We start from the raw sequence: 17,002 nt of genomic DNA, 5'->3' as shown, positions 1-17,002 counted from the left end.
GACCCGCTATCTGGTCGCCTGCTGGTGGGCGGCGAATTCGCCCATCAGCTTCATGAAGTCTTCCGGTGGCGGAAAGCCTTCATAACGGTGCCTTGCAGGCGTTTCCGCCCAAGGCAGCTTGCTGGCAGTCATTGTTTCCATGAAGGGTTCTGTCCAGTGGAGGTCGTCGAGCAGGACCGAGCGGACATTGACGATTTCGTCGTACCCGGGAATACGCGTGAACATCCAGGTCTTGCAGTCCGGGCAGAAGTAATGATCCGCCTCAGGTCCCTGCAATCCCCCTTTTACCGGTGTACCTTCGGTCACCTTGAACGAGGGCGCCGGCATGATCGCCGTCAGGGAATAGGCGCTGGAACTCATTTGCTGGCACCCTCTGCAATGGCAGGCACAGGTGATCAGCGGCGGCGCGGAAACCTCGAAGCTCGTGTGACCACAACGGCATGTCCCCTTGAGTGAAAAAGTCTCTTGCGTCATGTCCGGCTCCATCTGGTTCGGCTGGCCGTTTGGCCAGTGGCGACGGCAACTTGCAGAGGTTCGCGTCTCCTTTCAAGTGTCTTCTGGCCTGTGGCAATTGCTGACGAGCCTGGCCAGAACATTCACCACAAGACTGTAATCAGCCTCGGAGATTCCCCGCATCGCCTTTCTCCGCAAGGTGGTTTGGCGTTCCATCGCACTTCTGTGGACGCCCCTGCCCTTGTCGGTTAGCTGCCAGAAATCTTCCTCGAACCAAAGAAGCCGCCGGTCTGCAAGACTGATCAGAACCTTGTGCAGGTCCCTAACCTCCAGCATGGGATCAAAAGTCTCTCTCAGCCGGCCAAACGGCATTCCTGCTGCACTTTCGGCAAGCGTATTGAGCACCTGCCAGTCGGCTCGCTCAAGCCCCAGGTCAGACTGGATGGCCTCGATCGCCTTGGTAAGACATCTATCGGCAGAGCGGATCCAGTACCCGATCGGGCGCGTGGACCCCTGCGTTTCAAATGGGTTCGTCATGACATGCTCCCTCGACTTCGCAAACGCGAAGGGGCGGCATCTCCGCCGCCACAGTCGGGGGTTCTTGCCAGACGGCGTTTATGCCGCCTGACCGAACAAAGCCTTCACGTGTGAAGGGACCGGGGCTTACCCGGGCGACAGGCCCAACCGGTCACGCCTTTTTCGACAATCTTCAGGTAACCGGACCGCGGCATCCTTGCAATATTGACGACGTGCCAAGAAGCCGGATGGAACAAAAAAACGTTGACCGGCCTGGTGCCCGGTCAAACTTTCTCCAGCAATGGCCGGAGGGAGGGATGAATGTTCGGGCTTTCTTCCCGGATGAACCGCAGCAGGGCCTTCTCGTTTTCATGCAGGATACCGTCGCGGCCAATGCGCTCCACCAGCCAGGTGGCTTCGTCTTCCGTCACCACCTCATTGGCGGCAATCTCCGCAAGCATCTCGTTTCCACGGGCGGTGAACGGATCAGGCGTGTCGCCATAGGCGTCACGAATGCCGCCGATACCACCGCTGAACATTTTCTTGAAAAAACCGCTGAGCCCACCTTCAAATCCGCCGGGTTGTTCCAGCCAGTTTTCACGCTCGAGTGCAATCTTGCGGGAGGGTGGCGTGAAACCGGACATCGCCATCATATAATTGGCGACCGCCTTGGCAAAGAGCTCCGACCAGCCGGGAGCATTTTCCGCCTCTATTGTAGCGTCGTTGAGATCGAACAGTACCTCGGCTTCAGCCTTCGAAATGGCAACACCACGACTGCCGGCACCGGCATAGAGCACCCGGCGCAGCAGCTCCACTTCAGCCTCGGCAATGACGCCGGGCTTGAGATCCAGGCCCGAGCGCGTCGGCCCTTTCCCCGAAATCACGCTGTCCGCCACAGCCCGCAGTGCAAACTGTTCGAGACTTTCCGGTGCTTCGCGGGCTTTTTCCAGCACATGCAGCACGGCGTCCAGCTCGGTTTTGCCACAGATATGACCATCCGCCATGATCTGGCTGACCAGCCAGGCAGCCTTGTCCTCGGAAACATAGCCCTCTGGTTTTGCCTGGTGCACCAAGATATCGAGGATGGCTTCGGGAAAGAGTTCGTACCAGGTGTCGTGATAGGTGATGTCGGCATTGTTCAGCCGAAAAAGAGCCTCGCCCTCTTCAACAGACACGGCCATGTCGCCGTAAACGTAGCGGCGCACGTTGATGACATCATCCTCACTGAGATGTCCCGCTGCTATTCTGGCAGTCACGAATTCATTCAACGTCGGTTTGGCCATGCTGTCCCCCTTGAAAACCGGAACGACTATTGCCGAAATTTCTTGAAGTTACCCTAAAACCGAACCGACAAAAAAAGGGAGCCGCGAGGGACGGCTCCCTTATCCGTTTCCCGTGCGCGGGGTGGGGCCGCCGGGGGTGGGAAACGGCTCCGGCCGGTGCGATCGGCCGAAGTTTTTCAGGTGTTGTGCGCCAGATCAGCCGCGGTGGTGTTTCCCCCATCCCTGACCTTGGCCCTGACCTTGGCCCTGACCGCGACGTTCGCCATCACCATGGCCGTGACCTTTCTTCCAGCCGTGGCCCTTGTCCGGACCATGGCCGCCTTTCCGGCCACCCTTGAAGTCCGCCTTGGTGATCACGCCGTCGTTGTTGCGGTCGGCGTGCTCCAGCATGCGGTCCTGGTGTTTGCTCTGTTCTTCCGCGGTGATCCCGAGGCTGCCGTCGGCATCGGCACGCTGGAACATGTCGACCACCCGGCTCTCGTTGATCGAAAGCCACAGCGGACCGAAATCCTGAAGCGTGAACGAGCCGTTGCCGTCGGTGTCGGCCAGCGCAAACAATTCACCGCGCCTGGCATCGAATTCCTCGCGGCTCACCTTGCCGTCCGCATCGGTGTCGAACATGCCCAGGAACATCCCTCCCGGGCCGCCGTGACCACCACGACCCATGTGGTGTCCGCCTTGTCTCATTTGCGGACCACCGCGCCAGCCATGCTCACCACGGCCGCCGCGCTCGGCGCGCTCCCCGGGCTCTCCACGCTCTCCACGCTCACCCCGCTCTGCTCTTTCGCCGCGCGGGCCACGATCATCGTCGTCATCGTCGGCCATAGGGCCACGCGGACCGCGAACACGTTCAACGGTTCCGTTGCCGTCACGATCCAGCATGTTGAACATGCGGTTGGCGAGAAAATCCGCTTCGTCCTGGGTTACAGTGCCATCGCCGTCACGGTCGAGGAACTGAAACGCCCTGACCATGCGGTCATTGGAGCGGGTGAGAAATTCGGCCTTGAATTCCTCCAGACTGATCTCGCCGTTGCCATCTGCATCGGCCGATGTGAACTCCTGCGTCCGGACTTCCTCGATTTCAGCCTTGGTGATGACACCGTCTTCATTGACATCGAAACGTTCGAACAACCGCTCGGCGCGTTCCTTGCCACCGCGCATGCCATGGCCCCGGCCGAAGCCGTGTCCAGGACCACCGCGCCCATCCATAAGCGCGACACGCTGTCCGTCGGCCTGCTGAATTTGTTGCCCCCCGTCCTGGTTTGCAGTCGCGTTCTGGGCGGAAGCGGACAGGCCGGCCGTCAGCGCGGTACCCGCGACGCTCGCAGCCAGGGCGGCAATTGCAATCTTCTTGAACGGTTTCATTCCAACAACTCCTTGGTTCGTTGATGAGCTGAAGGTAGGCAGCAATTGTCGCAGGAATACCGTCCGAATGGGCCCGAAGTGTCGCCGTCTGTCCCGGATGGGCACTGCGACACACTTTGTTACAAGTTCCGGTCGCACAAGCGCGTTCCGGAGACTATTTTTACCTTAGAAACAGTAGGATCACAGCGCCCGGCCGGTTTGAGACCATTCCCGGCAGGCCAGATTGGAGAAACACTTGAGCGATCCGAGCCCGCATATCCTGGTGGTGGACGATCACCGCGACATCCGCGAAACCCTTGCGCGCTACCTCGTCAAGAATGGACTGCGCGCAACCGTGGCGGAAAATGCCGCACAGGCCCGCAAGACCCTGAAGGCGGCGTCCATCGATCTTGTCGTCCTGGATATCATGATGCCGGGCGAGGACGGACTGTCCCTGTGCCGTCATCTGGTGGAAACCGGCTCCATGCCCGTGATCCTGCTGACCGCGATGGCAGACGACACGGACCGGGTGATCGGTCTGGAAATCGGTGCCGACGACTACGTTACAAAGCCCTTCAATCCCCGCGAACTGCTCGCGCGCATTCGCGCGGTCCTGCGCCGTACATCGCTTGTGCCGAAGGAACGCGATCCGATCGAGCACGACAGGCTTCATTTCGACGGCTGGTCGCTGAATGTCTCCCGTCGAGAGCTTCTGGACCCGGAAGGGACTTCGGTGGCCCTTTCCAGCGGTGAATTCCAGTTGCTGTGCGCCTTCCTCAAACGTCCGAAAATGGTGCTGAACCGCGACCAGCTGATGGACCTGACAACCGGCCGGACGCCCGCTGTCTTCGACAGGTCCATCGACAACCAGGTCTCCCGTCTGCGCCGCAAGATCGAGATCGATCCCAAAGATCCCAAACTCATCAAGACCGTCTGGGGAGGCGGCTACATGTTCACTGCCGAAGTGAGAGACACGGCCGAATGACGACACGTCCGACGCCCCGACCGATCCTGTCCCGTCTCTGGCCGAGCACCCTCGCCTCGCAGCTGATCATTCTGCTGCTCGCAGCCATCGTCGCGGCACAGGCATTCAGCATCTGGATCTTCCAGGACGAGCGGCGCATCGCGCTCGTGGCGGCGGCCCGTGACAACCTTCTGTCGCGCGCTGTTTCCCTGGCGGAGCTGATGGAAGATACACCTGCAAACCTGCAGGACAGGATCCTTGTGGCCAGCAGCAGCCGGTTCGCAGTGTTCTGGCTTGGCGACAAGCCGCTGGCACCGGCGCCCGGCAACTCGCGTTTCGAAAAACGCCTGCAGGGCTACATGGCCGAAAGGCTGGAACACGGCCAGACTGTGCATCTCAACATTCTTGCCGACGAAAAACGTGGACCGCGTGGCCGCGAGGCAGACGACGATGATCATCCGAAGTCGCGCGACGAGCCGCGGCACGAACGCCCTTCGAAACTGCGCAAGATCATGAACAAGCCGGAAGACCTGTCGCTGTCTATCCAGATGAGTGACGGACGCTGGCTGAATGTCGCTACCAGCTATCGCCCGCCAGCCGGCGATTTTCTGCCTCTGGTCGTGCAGCTGTCGATTACCGCCTTGCTGATGGTGCTCATTATCGGTTTTGCCGTCCGCCGCGTGACCCGGCCCTTGAAGGAACTGTCCGTGGCTGCCGAGAAGTTCGGCCGCGGCGAACAACAGAAGCCACTGACACCCAGCGGGCCGAGCGAAGTCCGCTCGCTGACGAACGCCTTCAACGACATGCAGGACCGCCTGACACGGTTTGTCAGGGACCGCACACGGATGCTGGCCGCCATCAGTCACGATCTCAGAACCCCGATCACTTCATTGCGCCTGCGGGCCGAGTTCATCGAGGACGAGGAAAACCGCGACAAGATGATCGAAACCCTGGAAGAAATGGCTGCGATGACGGAAGCCGCGCTGCGTTTCGCCAGGGACGACGCCCAGGCGGAAACAGCGGAAAACGCCGATCTTGGTGCGATCCTGGAGGCACTTGCAGGCGACCAGCAGGACCTTGGCCACAAATGCACCGTTGAAACGGAAGAACGGATCGTGCTTCCGTGCCGTCCGGTGGCCTTGAAACGGGCCCTGAGGAACCTGATAGAGAACGGGATCCGCTACGGAGACGGCGTCTCGGTCCACGCGGCCAGATCCGCCGGCGAAGCCATCATCCGCATCACCGACAAGGGTCCCGGCATTCCCGAGGAAAAGTTGAAGGACGTCTTCGAACCCTTTGTCAGGCTTGAAGAATCCCGCAGCGAAGAAACGGGCGGCATCGGTCTGGGGTTGGCGATCACCCGTTCGATCATCCATGCACATGGCGGCCGGATCGAGTTGAAGAACCGTCCGGAAGGCGGTCTTCAGGCCGACGTCAGATTGCCGCTCGGGGCGGGCAAATAGACTGGATCAAATACCGCGTGGCACAAGCGTTCCCGAGATCAGATGCGACAGCACCGAGGGAACGGGCGGGATACGGCTGACAGGAAACAGCACATTGTCGCGCAAAAAGGGCAGCAACCTGCTGTCACTTTGATAGGCCGGCGTGAACATCGCGCTGAACGCCTGATAGACACCCACGTGCCAACGTCTGGCCTTGCCGTAGGCAGGGAGAGCCTGGTCAAGCGGCAGGGTCTCCAATGCCTTTGCCAGGGCGGCAGCGTCCAGTAGAGCCATGTTCGCGCCCTGCCCGAGCTGCGGGCTCGCCCGGTGGGCGGCATCACCAACAAAGGCAATCCTGTCCCCCCAGGGCTGGCGCAAGGTGCCATGGCTGTAGCGCGCCATGGTCATTTGCTCCGGATCCGTGATCTGCTCCAGAAAGGGCCCGGCATCGGGCCAGATCGACAGCGCCGTGTCCTTCCAGGCTGCCAGCCCGCCCTTGAGCCAGTCTTCATAAGCGTCCTGGCGAAGTGACCAGAAGAACGCGGCCTTCCGCCGGTCCTGTCCCGGCATGAGGCCGACAGGCAACACACCAATCATGTGGTCTGCACCGCGATACCGCTGGGAAAGATGATCCTCGGGCAGACCGCCGGAAACCCAGTCGACAGTTCCCCAGATCGCACCGAACGACAGTGCGCGTGCTTTCAGCGGCGACAGAACCGAATTTGCGCCCGACGCATCGATGATCAGGTCGAAGGCCTCGGAAAAGCTGCCATCGGCGAAACGCAGTTTTCCATCCTGGTGACCAGTGATCCGGCAATCCGTGCGCCAGTAAAGCGCACGCGTCAGCACCTTTTCATAAAGCGCGGAAAACAGCGCGGCCCGGTGGATACCAAGCCCCGGGACTGCGCCATAGTCGACGTCAAGAACCCGCCTGCCGGTTTGCGACGAGCTGCCAAGCACACGCTTGATCGGTGTTGCGTGCTTCAGCACCACATCCGCGACACCAGCCTGCTCCAGGACTTCCAGCCCGACGGGCTGGATCATCAAGCCCGAACCGATGGGAACCGGTTTGCGAAACTGTTCAAACAGGGAAATCCGGTGGCCCAGACGCTCCAGAAGAATGGCTGTCGCCAGTCCTCCGATCCCGGCCCCGACAATGGCTATGTTCATCGGGCAATCACTTCATGAATGGATGGATCCTTTTGACCAGAGTCTGCCGGCAAGCACAATATGCTCCGGCACCCCGTGCCGCGGATGAACGCAAGCCGTCTGCCGACAGGAGCCGGGGCAACTTCGGCACCGGACGCTCAACGCCGCGCCTGAAGGCCACCGGCGTAAGTCGCCTCGTCGACCGGTTCGAGCCATTCCGCCGTCGCACCGTCCTGTTCTTCCTGTATGGCCAGATGGACAAGTGACGTGTTCGGTCCGGCGCCATGCCAATGTTTGACACCAGGCGGGATCCAGATGACATCACCTGGCAATATCGACAGTTTCTCCTGCCCCCACAGATGCACAAAACCTGCCCCTTCCAGTATCTGAAGGGTCTGCCCGAGCGGGTGAGTGTGCCAGTGGGTACGTGCCCCAGGTTCGAACGTCACCCGCAATGCACGCACACGCGCTGGCGCGGGCGCCTCGATCACCGGGTCCTGCCAGACCGTTCCAGTGAAATAATCCGGATTTGCACGTCGCGATGGCCTGGAACCGGCCTCGAAAACGGTCAGGACACTCATGGACACCTCCTCGCAAGTCTCTGCCACCATGCGCACGGATCGGGCCGCCCAGTTTCCTGCCGGCCAAACGCCCTCTTACTTGGCGGCAGATACTGGAGCCGAAACGTCTTGACGCTTTACCGCGCGTGGCCAGTTGATCAGAACAACACCGAAAATGGCAAGGCAAATTCCGGCAAAGGTCTCCAGATCCAGCGTCTCCGACAGGAACACGACACCGAGAAAGACACCTACGCCAGAGCGCAGATAAGCCTGACTGGCCGTCCCCATTGCCCCAAGGGTCGACAGCAGACGGAAATAGATCAGAAATGCCAGCGCGGTGCATGCAAGCGAGAGCGTCAGCGCGGCAACGATGCCGGTCGTATCCGGCGTCAACTGCCAGGGCCGGTCAACGATGAGGCTTGCCGGGACAAGCACTACCGATGCGCAGATGAGCGTTCCCGCAGCCGGCACTATAGGCGGCAGGCCTGCAAAGACACGGCCGCGCAGGGCCGCGATGCCATAGAGCGCAGCCCCGAACAGGACGACAAGCTGCGGCACAAGGTTCCTGCCGATATCCTCAAGCGCACCGACACCGACGATCAGCACGATACCGGCAAAGCCGAACAAGGCGCCAGTGAGTTGCCGGGCACCTGGCCTTTCGCCATGGTTCAGCAGCAGGAACGAAAAGGCGAAGACCCAGAGCGGCGAGGTTGAATTCAGAACGCTTGATACGGCCGTCCCGGCATATTGCTGGCCCCAGGCCAGCATCAGCCAGGGTCCTGTGCTGTTGACCAGGGACTGGATGAAGAACTGCTTCCAGTTTCGCCTGTCCAGCGGCATGCGAATGCCCCTTGCAGCCATGATGGCCAGCAGCGCCAGCGCAGCAAGAGACACACGGATGGCAATCAGCGTCGCAGGAGGAAACGATGGCAGCGCCAGGCTGATCCACATGTAGGATGAACCCCACAGCAGAGCGAGCACGCCCAAAAGCGCCAGTTCGATGGATCTGTTGTGCATGGCTGCCGGCTTAACCGTTCACGTCGCGGCTGTCGGCGGGAGCCTCGTCGCGCTCGTCCATGCCATAGTCGCGCACCACCTGCGCCACCCGCAAACGGTAGTCCCTGAAATAGCTGCTCCGTCCGGCACGCTGCGCCTTGCGATGCTGCGTGAGCTGCCGCCATTCATTCAGCGCGGCTTCGTCCCGAAAGAAGGAGACCGACAGTAATTTCTCCGGATTGGTGAGGCTCTGAAATCGCTCGACGGACAGGAAGCCGTCGATCTGTTCGACCAGGGGCTTCATCTCGGCAGCCATGTCGAGATAAGCCTGTTTCTTGTCCGCATGCGGGATCACTTCGAAGATGACGGCAATCATTTGAGTTTCTCTCCCATGCCATGCGGCGCGGAGGCCAGTTTCAGAAACGTGCGGTCTTCCCGCAAGATGAATTTTTCCTTCATGGCAAAAGCATAGTTCTCCTGCCCCAACGGGTCCGCGGCAAGCCGCGCCCGATAGGCTTCATATGCCGCAAGGTTCTCGATGGAATAAACACCGTAAGCCAGCGTCGTCGAGCCTTCGTGGGGTGCGAAATAGCCGATCAGATCCGCACCGCAACGCGGGATCGCCTGCCCCCAGTTTCTTGCGTATTGCTCAAAAGCGGCTTTCTTCGTCGGGTCGATGTGATAGCGGATGAAACAGGTAATCACCAAGGTCTCCTTCAAGGCTGTGTCGATTGCGCTTGTGTGACACGGTCAATGTCTGCAATGCTTCGACACAGATCGAACCATGGAGGAGATCTCATGAAGGATGGACCGGACATCGCCCGCATCGGCGCCTTGATGGGTGACCCGGCCCGCGCCAACATCCTGAGCGCGCTGTTAAGCGGCAAGGCCCTGACGGCGACGGAACTGGCAACCGAAGCCGGCATCACCGGCCAGACCGCAAGTTCGCACCTGAAGAAACTGATGGAAGGTGGCTTGCTGACCCAGGCCAAACAGGGCCGGCATCGCTATTTCACGCTCGCGGGACCGGAGGTTGGAGCCGTGCTGGAAGCCGTGATGGGCCTTGCCGCCCGCAAGGGCCACCTGCGCACCCGCACCGGCCCCAGAGACCCGCAGATGCGGGCCGCCCGTGTGTGCTACGACCATCTGGCCGGCGATATGGCGGTGCGTATTTTCGACAGCCTGCAGAAGCGCGGGTTCCTTGCCGTCTCGACGGACAAAGGCGGCCTCGCCCTGACCGCAGATGGTGAAGGTTTCGTCTCAGACATCGGCATTGACCTGGGTGCCCTCTCAGCAAGCCGTCGCCCGATGTGCCGTGCCTGCCTGGACTGGAGCGAAAGGCGCAACCATCTGGCGGGAGGTCTGGGTGCCGCTCTTCTCACGCGCTTCACCGAAAGCGGCTGGCTGCGCCGCGAACCGGCGGGACGCATCGTTCATATTTCGCCGAAAGGTGAAGCGGAACTGAAGAAACTGTTTCCGGTGGCCTGAGCAACAGCCCACCCTTTCTTCTCATCCACAGATCAACAAAAAACCCGGCCGAAGCCGGGCTTTGTAAGGAAGTGGGCAGACGCCAGGGGCAAACGAGGCGCCCAGTGATCTTGTTCTTGTTTCTTGGGGCCAATTTCGGGGTGGGCCCAGCTCAAAGAGACCGGATGGTCTCCTGAACCTTCGGAAGGGCTTCACGCCAGGAGCGATAAAGCCGCGCCGGCAACCACGCAAGGCGGTCCCGGTTGTAATCCTGGCGATGCTGAACCAGCAAAATTCTAGCGATTTGCACAGTCATGTTTTTTTCTCCTTTGGTGTGCGCAGAACCTTTATCGGCACTCACCTGATAGAGCTTATGTTAGCGCACTGCGTGCACATTACAAGAGCGCACATTGTGCATATTCTCAAAAAATTGTGTTATTTTCCTTACGTCATTTAATTCATTGGAGAAAATAAATAGCCTCCCGCGTGCAACACGCGGGAGGCCATCTGTTTCCACTCGGTCTAGGTGGTGCTGACCCTACTCGGCAGCGACCATCCGGGCCGGATCGTAGTTGAGAATCGGAGCCAGCCAGCGTTCCGCATAGGCCAGATCCCAACCTTTGCGTGCGGCGTAGTCTTCCACCTGGTCCCTCTCGATCTTGCCAACACCAAAATAATGGCTGTCGGCATGGCCGAAATAGAGCCCGGAAACGGAAGACCCCGGCAACATGGCCCTGCTCTCTGTCAGCTGAATACCTGTCAGGCGTTCCGCATCGAGCAGCCGGAACAGGGTATCCTTTTCCGTGTGGTCCGGCTGGGCCGGGTAGCCCGGTGCCGGACGAATGCCCTGATATTTTTCCGCGATGATATCGTCGATGGACAAGTCTTCGGCGGCGGCGTAGCCCCAAATGTCCTTGCGCACGATCTGGTGCAGCTTCTCGGCAAAGGCTTCCGCCAGCCGGTCTGCCAGGGCCTGGGACAGGATCTTGTTGTAGTCGTCCGACTCCCTGGCGTAACGTGCCGCCAGCTCGTCCTCGCCATGACCGGAGGTAACGGCAAATCCGCCAATCCAGTCGGCAATGCCGCTGGCCTCGGGCGCAACGAAATCGCTGAGGGCGATATTGGCGCGGCCACCTGCAGTCCGGCTCATCTGCTGGCGCAGCGTGTGGAAGGTCGCCAGCGTTTCGCTCCGGCTTTCGTCGGTGAAGACACGCACATCGTCACCAACCGCATTGGCCGGCCACAGGCTTGCAACACCACGTGCCGTCAGCAGCTTCTTTTCAACGATCTCATCAAGCATCCGCCGGGCATCGTCGAAAAGCGCCTTGGCCGCCGGGCCGTAGCGATTGTCGGTCAGTACCGCCGGATAACGGCCCTTGATCTCCCAGGTGGAGAAGAACGGTGTCCAGTCGATGAACGGCACCAGTTCCTCCAGCGGGAAATCGTCATAGACAGTCGTGCCTGGCTTCTTCGGCGCAACCGGCTGTTTGCCCTTGAAGTCGGCCTTGAAGGCATTGTCCCGCGCGGCTTTCAGCGACGTGCGCTGCTGAGAGCCCCGGCCGGCTGCATGCTTTTCGGCAATATCGGCATATTCGGCACGCACATCGGCATAGTACGGCGCGCGGCCACCTTCGCTCATCAGCTTGGAGGCAACACCGACAGCCCGGCCCGCATCGGTGACATAGATTGCCTGGCCACGGGCATAGTTCGGGTGGATCTTCACCGCTGTATGGATCTTGGACGTGGTCGCCCCACCGATCAGCAGCGGCACGTCAAGCCCTTCACGTTCCAGCTCGGCGGCAACGTGGCACATTTCGTCCAGCGACGGTGTGATCAGGCCGGACAGCCCGATCATGTCGACCTTTTCCTGACGCGCCGTATCGAGGATCTTCGCTGCCGGCACCATGACGCCGAGATCGATCACCTCGAAGTTGTTGCACTGGAGAACGACGCCGACAATGTTCTTGCCGATGTCATGCACATCGCCTTTGACCGTGGCCATCAGGATCTTGCCGGCGGAAGAATGACCCGTCTGGCCAAGCTCTTCCTTTTCCTTCTCCATGAACGGCATCAGATAGGCGACCGCCTTCTTCATGACGCGGGCAGACTTGACCACCTGCGGCAGGAACATCTGCCCGGATCCGAAGAGATCACCGACGACATTCATACCGTCCATCAGCGGGCCTTCGATCACGTGCAGCGGCCGGTCGAAGGCCTGGCGGGCTTCTTCGGTGTCTTCTTCCACGTAATCGGCAATGCCGTGAACGAGCGCGTGTTCCAGGCGCTTGGCAACACCCCAGGTGCGCCAGGTGAGATCGGCTTCCTTCTTCTTGCCACCCTCGCCTTTCCAGCGCTCGGCCGCTTCCAGCATCCGGTCAGTGCTGTCCTGCCGCCGGTTGAGGACAACGTCCTCGCAAAGCTCGCGCAGTTCGCGATCGAGATCATTATAGACCGCAAGCTGACCGGCATTCACGATGCCCATATCCATGCCGCGCTTGATGGCATGATAGAGGAATACCGAGTGCATCGCTTCGCGCACGGCTTCGTTGCCTCGGAACGAGAACGACAGGTTCGATACACCGCCCGACACATGGGCGTGCGGCAGGTTCTCGCGAATCCAGCCGGTCGCCTCGATGAAGTCGACACCGTAGTTGTTGTGTTCCTCGATGCCTGTCGCGACGGCAAAGATGTTCGGGTCGAAAATGATGTCTTCCGGTGGGAAGCCAACCTTTTCGGTCAGGATCTTGTAGGACCGCGCGCAGATCTCTGTCTTGCGCTCGAACGTGTCGGCCTGTCCGTTTTCATCAAACGCCATCACCACAACGGCAGCCCCGTAGCGGCGCACCAGCGTCGCGTGCTTGATGAACTCCTCTTCGCCTTCCTTCATCGAGATGGAGTTAACGACGCCCTTGCCCTGAATGCATTTGAGACCCGCTTCGATGACCGTCCACTTGGAACTGTCGATCATCACCGGAACCTTGGCGATATCCGGCTCGGCGGCCACCAGGTTCAGGAAGGTGACCATGGCTTCCTCGGAATCGAGCAGGCCTTCGTCCATGTTGATGTCGATGATCTGCGCGCCGTTCTCGACCTGCTGACGGGCAACTTCAAGCGCGGTTGGGTAGTCACCCTCCTTGATCAGCTTGCGGAACCTGGCCGAGCCGGTCACGTTGGTCCGTTCGCCCACGTTGACGAAGTTGGTCTCCTTCGTCACCACGAACGGCTCCAGGCCCGACAGACGCATGTGAATGTCGATTTCCGGGATCTCGCGCGGTTTCTTGTCCGCAACGGCGTCTGCAATCGCCTTGATATGCGCAGGCGTGGTACCGCAGCAGCCGCCGACAACGTTGACGAGACCCGCCGAGGCAAATTCCTCGATCAGGCCGGCCATATGTTCCGGGCTCTCGTCATATTCACCGAATTCGTTCGGCAGGCCGGCGTTCGGATAGGCGCACACAAGCGTGTCGGCGACGCGGCCGAGCTCGTCCACATGTGCACGCATTTCCTTGGCGCCAAGTGCGCAGTTGAGACCGATGGTCAGCGGGCTGGTGTGACGGACGGAGTTCCAGAAGGCTTCCGGTGTCTGTCCGGAAAGCGTCCGGCCCGAAAGATCGGTGATCGTACCGGAAATCATCACCGGCAGGATCTTGCCGGTTTCTTCGAAGACCTCGTCAATAGCAAATAGCGCCGCCTTGGCGTTCAGCGTGTCGAAGATGGTCTCCACCAGGATGATATCGGCACCACCCGCAATGAGACCGCGGGTAGCTTCGGCATAGGCAATGCGCAGATCATCAAAGGAAACAGCACGGTAACCCGGATTGTTCACATCCGGCGAGATCGACGCGGTCCGGTTGGTCGGGCCAAGCGCCCCGGCGACGAAACGCGGCCGGGACGGATCCTGTGCCGTGACCTTGTCGCAGGCTTCACGCGCGAGTTTCGCGCTTTCGAAGTTCAGCTCATAGGCAAGCTCTTCCATGCCGTAGTCGGCCTGGGCGATCGTCGTGGAGGAAAAGGTGTTGGTCTCGACAATGTCGGCACCGGCTTCCAGATAATCGACATGGATTTTCCGGATCGCGTCCGGCTGGGTCAGGCTCAGCAGGTCGTTGTTGCCCTTGATGTCGCTCGGCCAGTCCTTGAAGCGGTCACCACGGTAGGCCGCTTCATCCAGTTTCAGAAGCTGGATTTCCGTGCCCATGGCACCGTCAAGGACGAGAATACGGGTCTTGGCGAGGTCACGGAGGCGCTCGAAGGCGTCTGACTTGATCACGGGGTTTCCTTCCGGAAATTTCTGTTGGTTTGGCCGGCGGAAGCCGGCGTGATTTGACTGTGCAACCGGACAGCGTGTCAGCTGTCCCGGTCGGTATCGTTGTAGGAGGCGTCCCAGAACTTGGTGCGGCTGTGAACGTCGTCTTCGGTCGGGTGCCAGTCTTCTCCGCGTGCCTCATAAACGGCCAGGAGCCCGAGAATTTCGAGGGCCGAATGCCCGCGGAACTCGTGGTCCTTGTCGGTGGCGACGATCAGACGATTGTTGTCCGCGCCCATGTCGACGACATGAAGCTCGAAACCCTTCTCGCGCAACACCGCATAGGCGGTCGATTCAATGGCATCGGCAGTGCTTAACTTGATCATCTCGCTCCGCTTCCCGCTTGGTTTCCGGTCGTTCCTGTCCTGATGACAGCAGCGTGTCCCGGCTGCGCCGATACCCCCAACCCTGCCGCACCCAGGTAAGGGTAAGGGGCCAAGAGGGGGCATCCGCTCTAAATCCAAAACAACTGGCTCGTTTCTGCGCCCGGCCCGGCCGCCTCGCCTCCCTCAGGCCGCCAGGGTTTCCTTGGTTTCCGGCTGCCCCATGCCAAGCATGTGGCAGATGGCAAAGGTCAGGTCGGCCCGGTTCATGGTGTAGAAATGGAAGTCGTTGATGCCGCGGTCGACCAGGTCCATCACCTGTTCGCAGGCAACCGAAACGCCAACCAGCTTCCGGGTTTCCGGATCGTTGGTGAGGCCGGCAAAACGCCGAGCCAGCCACTGCGGAATGGATGTGCCGCATTTGGCGGAGAACACCATCGTCTGTTCGAAATTGTGGATCGGCAGAATGCCCGGGATCACCGGAATGTTGATGCCGGCGGCCGCAATCCGGTCCAGGTAATCATCGAACAGGTCATTGTCGAAGAAATACTGGGTAATGATCCGGTCCGCACCGGCGTCGACCTTGCGCTTCAGATTGTCGATCTCTTTCTGCCAATTGCCGCTTTCCGGATGCCTTTCCGGATAGCCGGAGACGGAAATATCGAAATTGGCGATCTTCTTGACGCCTTCGACCAGGTCGGAGGCATAGGCATAGCCCTCCGGATGCGGCACGTAACGCGAGCCGATGCCGTCGAGCGGGTCACCGCGCAGCGCCACCAGATGACGCACACCCAGATCCCAGTAGTCCTTGACGATCGCATCGATTTCGCTGCGCGCCGCGCCGACACAGGTCAGGTGTGCCGCCGGTGCAAGGTCGGTTTCCTTCAGAATCCGCTCGACAGTGCGATGCGTGCGCTCGCGGGTGGAACCGCCGGCACCATAGGTCACGGAAACAAAGGACGGGCTGAGCGGCGCCAGCCGCTGAACCGTCTGCCACAGCGTCTCCGCCATCTTGTCGGACTTCGGCGGGAAAAATTCGAACGAAGCCGTGATTGGCGAAGGTGCGGCCTGGTGAGACCGGCGGTTGGAACAGGTTGTCATGTTAGGCGACCTCTCGGGACGTGTCTCGGGCAGGCAGGTCGGTGACAATTCGGCGGTCACGCGCAAGCCAAAGGGTTACGGTAAGGTTGGTGTCGTTGCCGTCTCCCGGAACAAGATCGGTGACCTGTTCCAGGTCCAGTTCGAGCGCTTCAAGCCAGCGCTCCATCTGGTCATGGGCAAAGCCCAGGCGACGATGCGCGTGTTTTTCGCGCAGGAACTCCAGCTGATGCGGAGCAAAATCGATGATCAACAGGCGGCCGCCTGGACGCAGCGCACGGGCAGCCTCGTTGAGCGCCCTTGCCGGTTCTTCCAGAAAGTGCAGCACCTGGTGGATCGCCACGACATCGAAGGACCGCGGCGGCACATTCAGTGCGTAAACATCGCCGTGGCGTACCTGGGCGTTAGAAAGCCCGGCCTTGGCGAGGTTCGCGCGGGCAACGGCAAGCATGTCATGCGAGGCATCGACACCAAGTGCCGTCGCATACTGGTCTGCAAACACTTCCAGCAACCGGCCGGTTCCGGTGCCAAGGTCGAGGAACGACTGGAACGGCTTGTCGCCCAGTGCCTTGCGCATCGCCTTCTCGACATCGTCTTCGGAAACATGCAGCGAACGCTCCCGGTCCCAGGTGAGCGCGCGGGCTGCAAAATATGCAGCCGCCTCGTCCGCCTTGGCCTTGCGGATCGCCCGGAACCGTTCCTGGTCCGCCGCGAGCACCGGGTCTTCCAGGGAAATACGGGCAACAAGATCGCGTGCAAGCTGGCCTTCAGGACCATCCGCCAACCTGTAGTAGACCCAGGCTCCTTCCGGGAACCGCTGTATGAGATCCGCTTCGGCAAGCAGCTTCAGATGACGGGAGATGCGCGGCTGGCTCTGTCCGAGGATCGCCGTGGCATCCTTCACCGTCAGCTCGCTTTCCGCCAGAAGCGCAATCAGCCTCAGGCGCGTCGCCTCGCCGACAGCCCTCAGGGCGGCCAGGGTATCGTCAACGGACAGGGTCTGTTCTTCGGTCATGCGCTTCGCCATCAATGTCGATATAAAGATATCTTTATATGAAATCGAAGCACCATGCAAGGGATCAAAACAAATACGACACTGATTGG

At 60.4% G+C, this 17,002-nt stretch carries 17 protein-coding genes; 3 read left to right on the top strand and 14 right to left on the bottom strand.

The genetic code is table 11. The features are described from left to right. Positions 1–6: 6 nt before the first annotated feature. From FIV03_RS17235 to FIV03_RS17220, 4 genes are all read right to left on the bottom strand, one after another. The gene (locus tag FIV03_RS17235) at positions 7–474 is read right to left on the bottom strand and encodes a GFA family protein (RefSeq protein WP_152510414.1); all 468 of its coding nucleotides are present in this window, start codon (positions 472–474) and stop codon (positions 7–9) included. Positions 475–546: 72 nt separating this feature from the next. Further along, complete coding sequence (locus tag FIV03_RS17230) at positions 547–990, bottom strand: hypothetical protein (RefSeq protein WP_152510413.1); 444 nt, start codon at positions 988–990, stop codon at positions 547–549. Positions 991–1,253: 263 nt separating this feature from the next. Beyond that, positions 1,254–2,252 (bottom strand): hypothetical protein, encoded by a 999-nt coding sequence (locus tag FIV03_RS17225; protein ID WP_152510412.1) that lies wholly within the window; start codon positions 2,250–2,252, stop codon positions 1,254–1,256. Between the two features lie 195 nt (positions 2,253–2,447). Then, positions 2,448–3,617 carry a calcium-binding protein gene (locus FIV03_RS17220; RefSeq protein ID WP_152510411.1) on the bottom strand — a complete coding sequence of 390 codons (1,170 nt, stop codon included), beginning with the start codon at positions 3,615–3,617 and terminating at the stop codon, positions 2,448–2,450. A 235-nt stretch (positions 3,618–3,852) separates the two neighbouring features. Here FIV03_RS17220 and FIV03_RS17215 point away from each other — a divergent pair, with 235 nt between their 5' ends. Next, positions 3,853–4,581: a response regulator gene (locus FIV03_RS17215; RefSeq protein WP_023000920.1), complete on the top strand. Its 729-nt coding sequence runs from the start codon at positions 3,853–3,855 to the stop codon at positions 4,579–4,581. Then, complete coding sequence (locus FIV03_RS17210; RefSeq protein ID WP_152510410.1) at positions 4,578–6,023, top strand: ATP-binding protein; 1,446 nt, start codon at positions 4,578–4,580, stop codon at positions 6,021–6,023. Before FIV03_RS17215 ends, FIV03_RS17210 begins: the two co-directional genes overlap by 4 nt. A gap of 6 nt (positions 6,024–6,029) precedes the next feature. Here FIV03_RS17210 and FIV03_RS17205 read toward each other — a convergent pair whose 3' ends face one another. The 5 genes from FIV03_RS17205 to FIV03_RS17185 form a co-directional block, all read right to left on the bottom strand. Next, on the bottom strand, positions 6,030–7,172 hold the full coding sequence (locus FIV03_RS17205; RefSeq protein WP_152510409.1) for an NAD(P)/FAD-dependent oxidoreductase: 1,143 nt from the start codon (positions 7,170–7,172) through the stop codon (positions 6,030–6,032). A gap of 137 nt (positions 7,173–7,309) precedes the next feature. Continuing rightward, positions 7,310–7,732, bottom strand: a complete 423-nt coding sequence (locus tag FIV03_RS17200; RefSeq protein ID WP_023000917.1) for a cupin domain-containing protein — start codon at positions 7,730–7,732, stop codon at positions 7,310–7,312. Between the two features lie 75 nt (positions 7,733–7,807). Then, positions 7,808–8,728, bottom strand: a complete 921-nt coding sequence (locus FIV03_RS17195) for an EamA family transporter (RefSeq protein WP_152510408.1) — start codon at positions 8,726–8,728, stop codon at positions 7,808–7,810. A gap of 10 nt (positions 8,729–8,738) precedes the next feature. Continuing rightward, positions 8,739–9,083 (bottom strand): antibiotic biosynthesis monooxygenase, encoded by a 345-nt coding sequence (locus FIV03_RS17190; RefSeq protein WP_152510407.1) that lies wholly within the window; start codon positions 9,081–9,083, stop codon positions 8,739–8,741. After that, positions 9,080–9,412, bottom strand: a complete 333-nt coding sequence (locus tag FIV03_RS17185; protein WP_055656646.1) for an NIPSNAP family protein — start codon at positions 9,410–9,412, stop codon at positions 9,080–9,082. Before FIV03_RS17185 ends, FIV03_RS17190 begins: the two co-directional genes overlap by 4 nt. Before the next feature lie 93 nt (positions 9,413–9,505). Here FIV03_RS17185 and FIV03_RS17180 point away from each other — a divergent pair, with 93 nt between their 5' ends. Continuing rightward, positions 9,506–10,195, top strand: a complete 690-nt coding sequence (locus FIV03_RS17180) for a winged helix-turn-helix domain-containing protein (RefSeq protein WP_152510406.1) — start codon at positions 9,506–9,508, stop codon at positions 10,193–10,195. A gap of 151 nt (positions 10,196–10,346) precedes the next feature. Here FIV03_RS17180 and FIV03_RS31610 read toward each other — a convergent pair whose 3' ends face one another. From FIV03_RS31610 to FIV03_RS17160, 5 genes are all read right to left on the bottom strand, one after another. Further along, a complete protein-coding gene (locus tag FIV03_RS31610; protein ID WP_156912470.1) occupies positions 10,347–10,490 on the bottom strand; it encodes a hypothetical protein in 144 nt (47 codons plus the stop codon). A gap of 222 nt (positions 10,491–10,712) precedes the next feature. Then, positions 10,713–14,441 carry a methionine synthase gene (metH, locus tag FIV03_RS17175; protein ID WP_152510405.1) on the bottom strand — a complete coding sequence of 1,243 codons (3,729 nt, stop codon included), beginning with the start codon at positions 14,439–14,441 and terminating at the stop codon, positions 10,713–10,715. A gap of 77 nt (positions 14,442–14,518) precedes the next feature. Beyond that, positions 14,519–14,803 (bottom strand): hypothetical protein, encoded by a 285-nt coding sequence (locus tag FIV03_RS17170; protein ID WP_077292563.1) that lies wholly within the window; start codon positions 14,801–14,803, stop codon positions 14,519–14,521. Between the two features lie 183 nt (positions 14,804–14,986). Beyond that, on the bottom strand, positions 14,987–15,901 hold the full coding sequence (metF, locus tag FIV03_RS17165; RefSeq protein WP_152510404.1) for a methylenetetrahydrofolate reductase [NAD(P)H]: 915 nt from the start codon (positions 15,899–15,901) through the stop codon (positions 14,987–14,989). 1 nt (position 15,902) lies between these two features. Beyond that, positions 15,903–16,913, bottom strand: coding sequence for a metalloregulator ArsR/SmtB family transcription factor (locus tag FIV03_RS17160; RefSeq protein ID WP_031269253.1), 1,011 nt, complete (start codon positions 16,911–16,913; stop codon positions 15,903–15,905). Positions 16,914–17,002 lie beyond the last annotated feature (89 nt).

The organism is Labrenzia sp. THAF187b (genome assembly GCF_009363375.1).
In the GTDB taxonomy this organism is placed as follows: Bacteria; Pseudomonadota; Alphaproteobacteria; order Rhizobiales; family Stappiaceae; genus Roseibium; species Roseibium algicola.
This window is presented reverse-complemented; position numbering and strand designations above follow the sequence as displayed.